Source organism: Enterobacter sp. SORGH_AS_0287, assembly GCF_031453695.1.
GTDB lineage: Bacteria > Pseudomonadota > Gammaproteobacteria > Enterobacterales > Enterobacteriaceae > Enterobacter > Enterobacter ludwigii.
In genome coordinates this window covers 2,969,925-2,982,988 of record NZ_JAVIZW010000001.1, presented here as the reverse complement: position 1 = coordinate 2,982,988, position 13,064 = coordinate 2,969,925, and the positions used below count along the sequence as shown (strand labels likewise).

Genomic DNA, 13,064 nt, shown 5'->3' with positions numbered 1-13,064 from the left:
GGGGATTGTTGTTTTCACATCGAGATATTTGTATGAAAAAATCTGAAGCTCTTCAGGCCATCGAAAGGCCGCTGGCATCACTACCCTATGCTATCGTCAAACCTATTCTTGAACATATTCAAACTATCACTCACTACGAACCCGTGATCGGGATCATGGGCAAAACCGGTGCGGGTAAGAGCAGTCTATGCAATGCCCTGTTCCAGGGGGAAGTTACGTCGGTCAGCGATGTGGGGGCCTGTACCCGCGATGTGCTACGCTTCCGGCTCCATAATAGCAACCACAGTCTGATGATTGTTGATTTACCGGGCGTGGGGGAAAGTGAGCAACGCGATGAAGAATACTCCGCACTGTATCGTCGTATCCTGCCTGAACTGGATTTAGTGCTGTGGGTTATTAAAACGGATGATCGCGCTCTGTCGGTAGATGAGCATTTTTATCGAAAAGTTATGGTGGGCTGCCAGCGCCGGTTTCTGTTTGTCTTGAATCAGGCTGATAAGGCTGAACCCTGTCATCAGTGGAATACCACCAGCAATACACCATCTCCGGACCAACAGTTGACTATTGAGGCTAAGCGGAGCGCAGTACAGCAACTGTTCCTGTCGCATCATCCGGTCTGTGTCGTGTCGGCTCGAACCGGTTGGGGGATGGAAGCGATGGTGCAGTGCATGATGCGCAGCCTGCCTGACAGGGCCACCAGCCCACTGACGACACAACTGCACAAGAAGCTCTGTACTGAACCGGTAAAAAAGCAGGCCAGAGATAGTTTTGGTTGCGCGGTGGGCAGCGTGTTTGATTCCGTTGCATCATCGCATTTACTTCCGCCCCCTGTCCGAAACGTTATAAACAATGTACGTGATGTCGTCGTGTCGGTTGCCCGCGCAGTCTGGAACTGGATTTTCTTCTGACGTTTCGCTGTTATGCCAATAGCGTGCGGACATACCCTGTCCGTTAGCGGCTGTTTTTCATCGTACTGACGACCAGCATGTTCTGGAAAGCCGCACCATTCCTGACTTCGACCGATTTAAAAAATCGTACTGGCGTGTCCATACCCTGCCTTACGTCCTTGTTACACTAAACCGCATCTTTTCAGTCTATTAGCTCAGCGGAGAACAAAGCCTTATGACTCAGACAGCACGCCGCCATGATCGGCTTGCCGTCAGGTTGTCGATGATTATCGGTCGCCTGGTGGCAGGCGAGACGCTGGATATGCACAAGCTAGCCGCAGAGTTTGGTGTGTCGGTCCGTACCTTGCGCCGGGATTTCCGTGAACGGTTGATGTATCTGGACCTGGAGTACCGACAGGGCCGGTGTCGTCTGCTTTCCGGCAACCGCCAACGGGAGCTGGCAGTAATGACCTTTGCCCGACAGTCGGGAGTTGAGATCCTGTTTCCGGGACTGGACAGTCATCTGGTCACCTCCCTGCTTGGCGGACCTGGTGAGTCCCCCTGTCTTATCTGGCAGAAACATTCCTCGTTGCCAGTCACCGACAGCGGAGTTTTTACCCGGCTGGTAAGTGGCATCTCGGAATACAGGAAAGTGACCCTGCGCGGTAACGGATGCTGTCATGCGGATATAGCCCCCTACCGTCTGGTGCTGCATGACGGCAGTTGGTATCTGACAGGAACGCATCAGGCCCGCATTATCGCGCTGCCGCTGATAGATATCCGTGCGGTCACGCTCCATCCCGACAATTTTGCCCCCGACACCTCCGTGCGCGACATTCTGTCCCGCCCGGATTTCCTTCAAGCTTTACCTTACTTTCAATGTATCAATGACATTATATCTGCCTTCAGTACTAAAACGCTTTAGCCAAATAAAAGGATAATGAAGTGAAAAAAATAAAATTAGTGCTATTAATACCTGGTATCTACATTGGGTTAATCACGTCAGGTTTTGCGGAAGCATCCAGTATTTATAAAGGGATATTACCTGCTGTAGTGAATAATAAGAGTGGCAACAAATTTTGGTGTGATGCTTACCATCAAGTGCGGAAATTGTGTAAAGCTACTGAAATTGATGCGTCAGGCGGATTTATCCTGGTACGTTCAGCTCCGTTAAAAGCTTGCAAAGCTGGCATTTGGGGATGGATCAACCCTGGTGACAACAATAGTGCTACTGATTACATTGCAACGGGTTATACCATAACGCCTGATGCTACATCTAAGGTAACAACCAGAGATATGTGCAGCCCAGACATGAAAGTGACCTTTCGCCCTAATGTTAAAAGACCCCAGTTTGAGGATATGGTAGGGCTATATAACGGAAAGGAAGTGTTTCGTTATAAATGGCCTGATTCAAAATAAATTGTCTTCCAGACAAGGAATAAATATGAAAAAGTCATCATTAATAATTGCATTATTATTTCCATTGACAGCCTCTGCTATCCCAAATATGTGGACCAGCGGCTTTGGTCAAGGCATAACAGAATACTTGATTACCAGCTCTGCAAGTGTCGTTTTTAACCTTAACTGCACGATAAACCCTGATGAACAGAACACTTTACAACATAATGTACTCATCGATTTACCTGACGGTACTCGTGTTGATTCACATGATGACAAAACAGCAGTAACGGTCGTAATGAATGACCGACAGTTTCATTTACCCTCCTCGCTGGGTTGGCGAAATGGGGATAATGCGTGGATTCAGTTTATTGATGCTATCGGTGACGCCGCAACGTTCGATGTTTACGTCAACAATAACAAAGTTGGCTCCTTTAGTCCGGGTCTGAAGAATACGCAAAAAGAACTATCTGACCTCAGTGAGTGTCGGACCACACACTACGGCGATTAATTATTCACATTTCAGGTCCCTCCAGCCCGCTACGCACCAACACCAGATAGCAACAGGCCATGCTCCTTCGGGAACATGGCCTTTTTTGTTTTTATTTCATTATCAGATAAGGAGTTAACCATGCGATTAGCCAGCCGTTTTGGCCGTCTCAACCAGATACGCCGTGACCGGCCACTGACACACGAAGAGCTGATGAGTCATGTCCCCAGTGTGTTCGGGAGTGACAAGCATGAATCTCGTTCAGACCGTTATACCTACATCCCGACCATCACCATCCTTGAAAGTCTGCAGCGGGAAGGCTTTGAGCCGTTCTTTGCCTGTCAGACAAAGGTTCGGGACCAGAGCAAGCGGGAGCACACCAAACACATGCTGCGCCTGCGCCGTACCGGTCAACTGACCGGGCATCAGGTGCCGGAAATCATTCTGCTTAATAGCCATGACGGCTCATCAAGCTACCAGATGTTGCCGGGATTGTTTCGTGGTGTTTGTACCAACGGACTGGTCTGCGGTCAGTCATTTGGCGAAGTGCGGGTGCCGCATAAGGGTAATGTTGTCGAGAAGGTGATTGAGGGAGCTTACGAAGTGCTCGGGGTCTTTGATCGGGTGGATGAGAAACGCGATGCAATGCAGTCGCTGGCGCTACCAGCCCCGGCCCGTCACGCGCTGGCAAATGCCGCACTGAAGTATCGATTTGGTGAGGACCACCAGCCGGTCACGGTATCGCAGTTGCTGACTCCACGCCGCCGGGAGGACTACAGCGATGACCTGTGGACCGTCTATCAGCGCGTGCAGGAGAACCTGATGAAAGGTGGTCTGTCAGGGCGAACCGCACAGGGGAAAAACAGCCGCACCCGTGCCGTTATCGGTATTGATGGCGATGTGAAGCTCAATCGCGCCCTGTGGGTAATGGCAGAAAACATGCTTGCGTTTTTCGGTCGTTAAAAAAACAGTTCCGGCATAAGGAAATAGTTTAATGGTTACACAACACCTTCGGTTATCTGAGCAGACAGCAATTACTGCCTCGGTGGTCCCTGACGAGTTACGCATCGGCTTCTGGCCACAGCACTTTGGCTCCATTCCACAATGGATAACCCTTGAGCCCCGAATATTTGGCTGGATGGATCGTCTGTACGCTGATTACAGCGGCGGCGTCTGGAGCTTTTACACACTCAGCAACGGCGGCGCATTTATGGCTCCGGAGCCCGACGGTGAGAAATGGACGTTGTTCAATCCGATGAATGGCAACGATGCGGAGATGAGCGGAGAAGCGGCAGGGATGAACGTCGTCAGGACCGCAATGGTCCCTATGTCATTCTTCGAAGCGTTACTCTTAATTAATCCTTGCCTTTAATCAGGAACAATAATGAACAATCACTCAGAATCCGGTACCAAGCCGGAGAATCCCGCCTGCCAGCAGTGGGGGCTACAGAGTACGATCACACCCTGTTTTGGAGCTCGTCTGGTGCAGGAAGGCAACCGCCTGCATTTTCTCGCTGACCGGGCCGGATTCAACGGTGCTTTCAGCGACAAGGATGCGTTGCGCCTGGACCAAGCTTTTCCCCCGATACTCAAACAACTGGAACTAATGCTGACCAGCGGCGAACTCAATCCCCGGTATCAGCACTGCGTCACGCTATATCACAATGGGCTCACTTGCGAAGCTGACACACTTGGTAGTTGCGGCTACGTATACATCGCCATTTATCCAACTCAACGTTAATTACTTTCACGAGAGAAAAAATGAAATTTCTACCTGCAACAAATATGCGGACGGCGAAGCCATGCCTGTCGCCCGTGACTATCTGGCAAATGCTACTAACCCATCTGCTTGAACAGCACTATGGCCTCCAACTGAACGACACGCCATTCAGTGATGAGATTGCCATTCAGAAACATATTGATGCCGGTATCACACTGGCTGATGCCGTTAATTTTCTGGTAGAGAAGTACGAACTGGTTCGTATCGACCGCAGGGGATTTAGCTGGCAGGAGCAGACACCGTTCCTGACCGCTGTCGATATTCTCAGGGCCAGACGTGCTACCGGATTAATGAATACTTAAATTCCTCGAGCCTCTTTCCAGATTTTTACCTCTGCACTTTTCCCTCATTTTAATCATTGCATAATGCGCCTACCACTTCCGGCAGGCGTGTTTGCTTTTATGGACGATTAATGATGCAAACAGAAACCGATGTATTAACGGATCATAACGAGCTCATCCTTTCGACAAATATTGAACGTGTAGTCACAGGCCGTGATGCTGCATTGATACAGATTGAGCAGCTTATTCTGCAGCTTGATACTATCTCCCGATTAACTGCCGCAGTCGGCGGTGGAACTGCGCAAGACTGGGCAATGAAATCCGGGCATCGCTACGATAGTTGGCTGACAGAAATGCCAGATAAAGCAATGCCAGCCGTCACCCGCAATATAGATCGCAGTATCTGGCGAGACTTGATGTTGAAGTCTGGCATGATGGCTTTGATGGATGCACAAGCTCGTGACCAGTGGCATAAGAACCTGGAGGAGGGCGATCTACCAACTATTAGTGAGGCAAATATCCTTAGTACCTTTGAGCAGCTACATTTGAACAAAATGGATGTTTTCGAACGTGGCATTATCAACGTGTTCAAAGGACTATCGTGGGATTACAAAACCAACAGCCCCTGCTGTTTCGGTAAGAAAATCATTATCAACAATCTGGTGACGCATAACCGCTGGGGCTTTAGCCTGAACTGGGGGGGGCGGCGGGACCAACTGGCGGACCTGGAGCGAATGCTATTTCTGCTTGATGGTAAACCGATCCCTGACAACCGGGGCGATGTCACTACCCTGTTGATGGAGCATATCCGTGATAACCCGGCTAAAGACGTTTACGAAGATGAGTTCTTCAGTATTCGTTACTTTCAGAAGGGCACAGCGCATGTGACCTTCAAGCGCCTGGATTTGGTCGAGAGGATGAACGATATTATCGCTAAACACTACCCAGGAATGTTAGCGAAGTAATTTTTGCGAGTTTTGACGCATGCGGCTAACAAGCTTATGATCCAGCATAATTTCTTTTCCTCATGAAGGGATGGGTATGGGCAATAGAATGTGGATGATTCGCGGTGACGGCGGCAAACTCTATGACGATTTCCGTGATAAACAAATCGTGGGTATCGGTTGGTCTCAACTGGCTCCATTAGTTAAACCCGGCCTGTCCCGAGCCCAGTTACTTGCCTTATACCAGGAGGCAGATCCCTTAACAAAGCTGGGAACTGCGCGTTCTGGTGCATCGCAGGTCTGGCGTTTTGTGAATGAGATCCAAAAGGGTGATTGGGTTATTACCTATTCGCCAGCCAACCGTACTTATTTGCTAGGCAAAGTTACTTCAGACTTCCAATATCATCCTGAATGGGTGGAAGAGGGGATGGGTATCGCTCGGCAGGTTAAATGGAATACTCAAGAAATCGACCGCGATAGACTGTCTGTTGCTACCAAAAACACGTTGGGTTCTACGCTGACAGTTTTCCAGCTTCCAGAATATGCCCTAGAAGAACTTTTGCAGGATAAGAAACCCACTGTAGATGTTATTACTCAGAGTCCAGTTGTGATGGATGAAGATGAGGTCGTTTCTGATCCGCTCCGCGATATGGAAATGCTGGCGTTTGAGGGTATCAAAGATCGTATCAACTCTCTTGACTGGGACGAGATGCAAAATCTGGTTGCTGGAGTTTTGCGCAGTATGGGCTATAAAACGCAGGTCTCACCTGCAGGAGCCGATCGGGGTAAAGATATCATTGCTTCACCTGATGGGTTCGGTTTTGAAAATCCACGTATTATTGTTGAGGTAAAACATCGCAGGGAGCAAATGGGGAGTCAGCAGATTCGCAGCTTTATTGGCGGTCGCCATAAAGACGATCGCGGTCTTTATGTCAGTACAGGGGGTTTTACGAAAGATGCTCGATATGAAGCCGACCGTTCGACGATACCACTGACGCTCTGGACGCTTGATGATCTCGTCCGGGCGCTTATTGAGAACTACGAGCAAGTTGATATTGAGACCAAACTTTTGGTGCCTCTGAAGAAAACTTTCTTGCCTGCGTGAATATTGCTTTGACAGCCATATCGGTGTTCTACTGGTATGGCTTTATACCCACTCGAAATGTCTATTTTTTATACGGTTTTTAACTTGTGGGTACAAGTGTGGGTATAACTATTTATTCCTATTTATAAACTACATTGATATCAGCCTGTTAGGTGTTAAATTCGAGTCCGGCCTTCGCACTCCCCCCTATACACCTCCCTCCGATGCCATTCCACAAACCCCTCCCCTGGATAATTCCCTTTCACCATCGGCAGTGCTATCTGCTTCCCGGCGAAATCCCAGAACAGTCTTCCTACAATCCCATTCCCGTTGCCATTTACCGCCTCAGAGACCAGAACCCGCAAACTGTCATCCAGCCCAATCGATCCCTTATCAAACGCTTTATGATGAATTGCACACAGCGCCAGCCCGTTCGGGATTTCACACGGCCCGCCAAACTGTTTCCATTTGATATGCGCGGCTTCAAGCGCAACGGAGGTGTTATCATGTCGCATGTTGAATCCGCAGATTGCACATTCATAGTTATAGGCGCGAAGCACCTGCTGGCGAAACAACGGATCGCGAACCTTACGGATCTGTTGAATATCAAAACCCATCTCATCTGCGATCTCTTCCTGGATGCTTTCCGGGAAATGCGCCTCAAGGATCTTCTGTGCCAGCGAGCCGATCAGCTTCTTGTTCTTTCTCAGTAGCGCATAGTGTTCTTCATCAAAACCGCCAGCGACCTTATGTTCAACCAGCTCTTTTACCGGTGGCTGTTTGCTGCCAGTGGTGGAACAGAGTTCACTGTTCTCAAGATCCCAGAATCCATCCCCTTTGAGCCGCCAGAAGGGCATGTTCGGGTAATGTTCTTTCCTGTCTGGACCAAAGCGTTCTAACAGGCTTAGCAGTTGAGCATGTACCTCGGTACCGTAGTCAAACAGACGTGCATGCCCCTGCTGATAGTTCGCCAGCACGTACAGAAGCAATAAAGGCTTATGTGGCGCACGTTGTTCGCCCTTGCGCCAGATGGTGATGTTGGCAATTGCCTGTTCGAGTGTTTTGCTGGAAGCCATCGCGTTACGGAAGAAGGTAAATAATTGCGATGATGCTCGAAAATTCGCACTTGTTCAACCCACCAATGTGTCACTATCAACCACAATACGTCGACGGAGAACGCTTTTCCCACTCATTTTTAGTACCTCCGTCATGGCCCTTAAATTTGAAGAGGAAGATCTGTAATTTATCCCAGTAGATCTTTTAAAATTAATAGACTGACTATCCATCTTAGGGATATCATTTTTGTGCGATTATTACTGGGGATATAATGTGGAATTATTAAATCGTTTTTTGAAGTTAGAAGTTCTAAAGCGTATATATTATGGTTTATTTTCTTCAGGTGTGGCTGTTTTCGTGTATTATTGTGTGCGAATTGGTTTTTTTCCTACAGGTTTATCACTTTCAGATGTGATTTTCTTTTTCATGGTTATTATGTCCTTTTCACTGTTTTTGTTATTTTTCTTGCTTTGCTGGTATTCCATTTCAGTTGTAATTTCTAATTTTGCAATGAAGTTTATAATTTTCGTTCTTCAGATGCGGAAAATAAAGGATAAGAGGTTGCTTCGCCAATTCAAAGGCATAAATTTAATTGCAGAGAGGATGAAAATTTATAGTTATATGCCTTACCATTATTTTATTGCTTTAACTGGCGGGTTGGTTATTTTTTCTGGGATTAATTCTGGAAAGATTGACACATTATCAGTTACCCTGTCCATAATGATAATGTCAATCTGTATATCATTAGTTCCTCATGCTTATACAGACCGAAGGATCAAACGAGGCCATAAAAAAAATCATCTAATTTCTCTTGTCGTATTCTCAATTTTTATATTTTTTACTCTGTCTGGTATGCCACCTATTCTCAACGATACAAGTATGAGCTATATTGGTTTTCGGAAATATGATGTTACGGTTACTCTTGAAGGTAGCGACTTGGAAATGGCTAGGTATCTAACAGGAAATAAAAATCAAACTCACTTTAAATGTGATGCTCTTTTTACCGGGATAGGTAGTACGTCTTTATTGGAGATTAACGATAAAAGGATTATTGTAAAAAATTCCGGCATGTCGCTCGCATTCTAGATGAATAACATAGTGAAGTATTGCAGCAAAGAAAATTGCTGCAATTCAATTATTTGATTTATAGTTTACAATATCACTTATGCTAATATTATTAATTGGTCGGTGATGTTGATTTTCTTAATTACACTCAGTACGTGGGTTTTCTTACTAAACAAATGCATGTATTGGTTTTTAGAGGGGGGTTAAGTTTATGTAAATTACAAGGGTAACCATTGATGTGGTTTTTATGTTGTCAATTTTTTAGAATAATATGGTAAGTATAATTAGACAGCGTTGATTCCAATGCTGATTGATGCGTAAATGTGTCTTGTGGTTTTTTTGATGTTTCCTGAATCCCCCTCACAAATTCCAAATTTACCCCACGCCAAACCGCTGTATTTATATTCAGCCTGGTATAATACGCATCAGAAATAACGCCGAACGGCAGAGTGAGTTTCACAGGAATTATTTACAACGAGACGCGATATGAAGGTGCTGCAACACCCCCATACCGCTAACCACAAGCAACTGAAAAGGAGTTGAAAATGGCTGCGCCGAATTTTATGCCAGAGTTTACGGTTTGCAAAACAGAATCAGATGCTTTCACCGGCATGATTGAAAACCGCGAGCTGGTACGCAAAAACAGCACCCGCCGTCTTCACGGCAACCAGACCAGTGCCGCGCCTGTTCACCCCCGCGCAGAAACGCCGGAAGCAAGTTCCGCCTGCTGTGAACTCTATGCCCGGATAGATAATAAATATCTTCCGCTGGGGGGAGACTGGTTAACCCGGGCAGGGTTTATCAGCGGTATGCCGGTTAAAATCCGGGTGATGAAAGACTGTATTGTGATCACGCCGCAGCATACAAGAGAATTGTGGGGATGCCTGGAAGGGATGAGTGTGGCGAATATCAATAAACAAAAAGTCGCTCAGTGGTTAAAAACATTTCCGGGGGCGTTAAATGATACGGGCGATATCCCGGTGATTAAACGCGGGTGAACGTGACGGAATCCGCGTTCATATTATCCTGAGCCGCCTTAATACCTGATGCGTGAAGGCGGTATAGTCGTTAGGGCTATACCGCCTGTTTCAGGCTATCGGGCAATCAACGCAAACACCCCCCAGCCAAAGTACTCTCGTGTGTAGGTGACGTGGCGTTTGGGCGCAATTGTCAGCTCCGCGCGAACTTCTTGTGCAAAGTCATCGTCAGAGTTTTCCGCCAGCCAGCGACGCAGGGTCATCCATTTCGCCGCTTCGTATCTGTCCCAGCCTTCCTGGTCTGCCAGAACCATTTCCACCAGGTCATAGCCCTGTGCGTCGAACGAGGCGACCAGGTCGGGCAGGGTGAGAAAGTCAGCGATGGACGAGACGCCGCAGGCCTGGGCTATCTCATCGCTCGCAGGAACCTGACGCCAGTAGGGTTCACCGATGAGTATCATCCCGCCAGGCCGGAGGCTTTTTGCCAGCAGCGCCATTGTTCCGGCGACGCCGCCGGCAATCCAGGTGGCGCCCACGCAGGCCGCCACATCACATTTTTCATCTGCAACGTATCCGGCCGCGTCGTCATGAATAAAACGCACGTGATCGCTGACGCCGAGTTCGTCAGCACGGCGCGTTGCCTGTTCGGTGAAAAGTCGGCTCATGTCGATGCCGGTGCCGGTAATGCCATGATCGCGCGCCCAGGTGCAGAGCATTTCACCCGAACCGCTGCCGAGATCGAGAATGCGCGTGCCTGGCTTCATGCGTAACACGCGGCCCAGCGTGGCGTACTTTTCCGGGGTGAACGGGTTATGAATGCGGTGTTCGCTTTCGCTGACGGTAAAAATACGTGGGATATCCATCATCCTCTCCTTAACGATTATCTGGCTGGGCACGAACGCTGTTCAGCCCGGTCGTGTTAATGCGGTAGGGCTGACCGTTGACGGACTTGATCAGCTTTTTGGTTTTGAGTTTTTTGAAGACGGCGAGCGTGCAGTCGGCGAGCAACAGCCCTTCGCGGCTGTAGCATTCAACGGCGGTGACGCGGCCTGAGCTATCGCGGACGTGCGCAATACGTCCACCTTTGGCGAGAACGTGTAAGGTACGTTGTTCCTGACGGGATAAATTCATACTGGAAAACCTGTTTAATCATCATGTGCAAAACGTGCAAACACACCGCGGTGTCCGCATTCGATTTCGGCGCATTGATAATCAGTCCGGCCTGAAAGGTCGGGGAGCTGATTATCGGATGATGACATTCTCCAGCATCAAAGCCTCGGGTTGAGTTGAGAGGTATTTACGGGGTGAATAATATCACCTGTTTATTTTAAGGGAATGGTCGGGTGGGAAAAGTGTGATCCAGGTGGAAGCTCAGGCAGCGCCATCAACGGATCGTAGAACCGGATGGCGCGATGTAAATCAGCTGAGATCGTGCAGCGCTTTATCCATGGCCGGAGCGAGACTGAAATCACTAAACTCGACGGCTAAGCCGCTGCGTTCAGGCGTGCAGCACATGACACCGACTTTCACTGGCCCCGACGGAAAATGGCATAAACGCAGCAAAGGCCACGACAGCCCGTCTGCTGAGTACTGTAACCGCAACGCGTCTCCCTTGCGGGTCAGGCGAAGCCAGAACTCCCGGGGGTTACCCGGGAAGATACCGGTTGCCCAGTCGGAGGCCTGTAACGTCAGTACGCTGCCAATGGCCGGCGCGCCATCATTGTATTCAATTCCGGCCTTGAGCCAGTGTTGCTCGTCCGACATCAGCATGATTCCCGCCTGGTCATAGAGCGTGCTGAAATCAGCGCGGATGTTTGTCTGAAACGTGAAATCACCTGCCGCGTCAGTCGCGTAGATGTGGCCCGAGAAACGCTCGAATCCGTACCACGTATGGCGCCAGAAATCGGTGTGGTCGTCGGTCACGACCGATAACGTGTTGTTCTCGCTATGCCATTTGGCCGGTTCGTTTATCCAGTAAAATTCGTTTTGCATAATGTCCCCAGGTGACTGTCAAAAGGTCGTCGGTATGCGGCCTCCCTTGCTCAACAGGATTCGCGCCTGAGCCAGGGGCTCTCGACCAGCACCTTATCCCGGTGGGTGTCGCCATTGATAATGTGCAGGGTACTTAAGCGCCCAATCTCATAATGCGGCAGCTGGACCGTGGATAGCGGGGGTAAAAACAAATTTCCGATGCCGACAAGATTATCGTAGCCAAGAACGGCAATATCCTGTGGGATTCGGATCCCCTGCGTTAACAGCGTCTGATACACCATGAAGGCAATACGGTCGTTACCACAGATGACCGAATCAAATTGCGGTTTCCCCTGAACGATATGCGCCAGCAGCATCTCCGGAATATCCCGGTAGTGCTCATCGCCAAATTGCATATAGCAGTGTTCAAGCGTATCAGGATCGATACCGGCTTCACGGCAGGCGCGATCAAGCCCCTGACGGCGGCGACGCGTCGCCAGATGGTTGACAGGTAAATGCAGGCAGAGAGGGCGGCTGTATCCCGCCGCCAGCAAGGCCTGTACGGCCGTATACTGGCCTTGTTCATCGTCAGGTATATAGCTGGCAACCGGTTCTCCCATGTTCTCGCAGTTGGCCAGAACGCAAGGGTGCTCCAGTAGTCGGGGCGGGATGCTCACTTCACGCAGCCCCATGGTGGTGAAAATGATCCCCCCGGGCCGGTGGGCGAGCAGCAGGTCGACAATATCGTCAGGGTTATCATCGGTAAACATATTCACCACGAAACTGTTCCAGCCGTACGCCCGTGCGGTTTCTTCGATAGATAGCGTGATTTCTACCGAAAAAGGGGTGGTGACGGTATCCAGCGCCAGCACGCCGATGGTTTTGTTCCGGGAGCCGACACGACGAACCTGCCGGGCTGAGAGGTCAGGCACGTAATTTAACTGCAGGATCGCCTCCTGCACCCGGGACAGGGTTTCAGGCTTTACGCGTTTCGGGTCATTGAGCACCCGGGAAACCGTCATGAGCGATACATTGGCCAGTTTGGCCACATCTTTTAAAGACGCCATAGCTTTCCATTATCTGAATGCATTCGACCCGGTAAGGTGTTGTGAGCCAATGCGAATGTCCTAT

At 49.2% G+C, this 13,064-nt stretch carries 16 protein-coding genes and 1 pseudogene; 12 read left to right on the top strand and 5 right to left on the bottom strand.

What is annotated here, in order from left to right; translation table 11 throughout:
* The first annotated feature begins 32 nt into the window (after nt 1-32).
* From QE396_RS14200 to QE396_RS14155, 10 genes and pseudogenes are all read left to right on the top strand, one after another.
* Nucleotides 33-908, top strand: coding sequence for a GTPase family protein (locus tag QE396_RS14200; RefSeq protein ID WP_309951430.1), 876 nt, complete (start codon nt 33-35; stop codon nt 906-908).
* Nucleotides 909-1,122: 214 nt separating this feature from the next.
* Nucleotides 1,123-1,812 (top strand): WYL domain-containing protein, encoded by a 690-nt coding sequence (locus QE396_RS14195; protein WP_309951428.1) that lies wholly within the window; start codon nt 1,123-1,125, stop codon nt 1,810-1,812.
* A gap of 20 nt (nt 1,813-1,832) precedes the next feature.
* A complete protein-coding gene (locus QE396_RS14190) occupies nt 1,833-2,306 on the top strand; it encodes a hypothetical protein (protein ID WP_309951425.1) in 474 nt (157 codons plus the stop codon).
* 25 nt (nt 2,307-2,331) lie between these two features.
* Nucleotides 2,332-2,796, top strand: coding sequence for a hypothetical protein (locus QE396_RS14185; protein ID WP_309951422.1), 465 nt, complete (start codon nt 2,332-2,334; stop codon nt 2,794-2,796).
* A gap of 120 nt (nt 2,797-2,916) precedes the next feature.
* Entirely contained in the window at nt 2,917-3,738 is an 822-nt protein-coding gene (locus QE396_RS14180; protein ID WP_309951419.1) for a DUF932 domain-containing protein, read from the top strand.
* Between the two features lie 31 nt (nt 3,739-3,769).
* A pseudogene (locus QE396_RS14175) lies at nt 3,770-4,084 on the top strand (antirestriction protein); the annotation flags it as partial.
* A gap of 75 nt (nt 4,085-4,159) precedes the next feature.
* Entirely contained in the window at nt 4,160-4,516 is a 357-nt protein-coding gene (locus QE396_RS14170) for a type IV toxin-antitoxin system YeeU family antitoxin (protein ID WP_309951416.1), read from the top strand.
* A gap of 20 nt (nt 4,517-4,536) precedes the next feature.
* A complete protein-coding gene (locus tag QE396_RS14165) occupies nt 4,537-4,857 on the top strand; it encodes a TA system toxin CbtA family protein (RefSeq protein ID WP_309951414.1) in 321 nt (106 codons plus the stop codon).
* 113 nt (nt 4,858-4,970) lie between these two features.
* Nucleotides 4,971-5,801 (top strand): DUF4942 domain-containing protein, encoded by an 831-nt coding sequence (locus QE396_RS14160; RefSeq protein WP_309952640.1) that lies wholly within the window; start codon nt 4,971-4,973, stop codon nt 5,799-5,801.
* 76 nt (nt 5,802-5,877) lie between these two features.
* Entirely contained in the window at nt 5,878-6,885 is a 1,008-nt protein-coding gene (locus QE396_RS14155; RefSeq protein WP_004216518.1) for a restriction endonuclease, read from the top strand.
* A gap of 155 nt (nt 6,886-7,040) precedes the next feature.
* On the opposite strand, the gene QE396_RS14150 is transcribed toward QE396_RS14155, so the two are convergent.
* A complete protein-coding gene (locus QE396_RS14150) occupies nt 7,041-7,940 on the bottom strand; it encodes a phosphorothioated DNA-binding restriction endonuclease (RefSeq protein ID WP_309951411.1) in 900 nt (299 codons plus the stop codon).
* Nucleotides 7,941-8,193: 253 nt separating this feature from the next.
* Between QE396_RS14150 and QE396_RS14145 the strand changes: the two genes are divergently transcribed.
* Entirely contained in the window at nt 8,194-9,006 is an 813-nt protein-coding gene (locus tag QE396_RS14145; protein WP_020885353.1) for a hypothetical protein, read from the top strand.
* 524 nt (nt 9,007-9,530) lie between these two features.
* Entirely contained in the window at nt 9,531-9,983 is a 453-nt protein-coding gene (locus QE396_RS14140) for a SymE family type I addiction module toxin (protein ID WP_020885352.1), read from the top strand.
* Nucleotides 9,984-10,078: 95 nt separating this feature from the next.
* Here QE396_RS14140 and QE396_RS14135 read toward each other — a convergent pair whose 3' ends face one another.
* The 4 genes from QE396_RS14135 to QE396_RS14120 all read right to left on the bottom strand — a co-directional run bounded on the left by QE396_RS14135 (nt 10,079) and on the right by QE396_RS14120 (nt 13,000).
* Nucleotides 10,079-10,825 carry a cyclopropane-fatty-acyl-phospholipid synthase family protein gene (locus QE396_RS14135; RefSeq protein WP_020885351.1) on the bottom strand — a complete coding sequence of 249 codons (747 nt, stop codon included), beginning with the start codon at nt 10,823-10,825 and terminating at the stop codon, nt 10,079-10,081.
* A 10-nt stretch (nt 10,826-10,835) separates the two neighbouring features.
* Nucleotides 10,836-11,093 (bottom strand): YjhX family toxin, encoded by a 258-nt coding sequence (locus QE396_RS14130; RefSeq protein ID WP_014168433.1) that lies wholly within the window; start codon nt 11,091-11,093, stop codon nt 10,836-10,838.
* Between the two features lie 288 nt (nt 11,094-11,381).
* Nucleotides 11,382-11,954 carry a DUF1349 domain-containing protein gene (locus tag QE396_RS14125; RefSeq protein ID WP_020885350.1) on the bottom strand — a complete coding sequence of 191 codons (573 nt, stop codon included), beginning with the start codon at nt 11,952-11,954 and terminating at the stop codon, nt 11,382-11,384.
* 50 nt (nt 11,955-12,004) lie between these two features.
* Nucleotides 12,005-13,000: a LacI family DNA-binding transcriptional regulator gene (locus QE396_RS14120; protein WP_020885349.1), complete on the bottom strand. Its 996-nt coding sequence runs from the start codon at nt 12,998-13,000 to the stop codon at nt 12,005-12,007.
* Between the last annotated feature and the right edge of the window lie 64 nt (nt 13,001-13,064).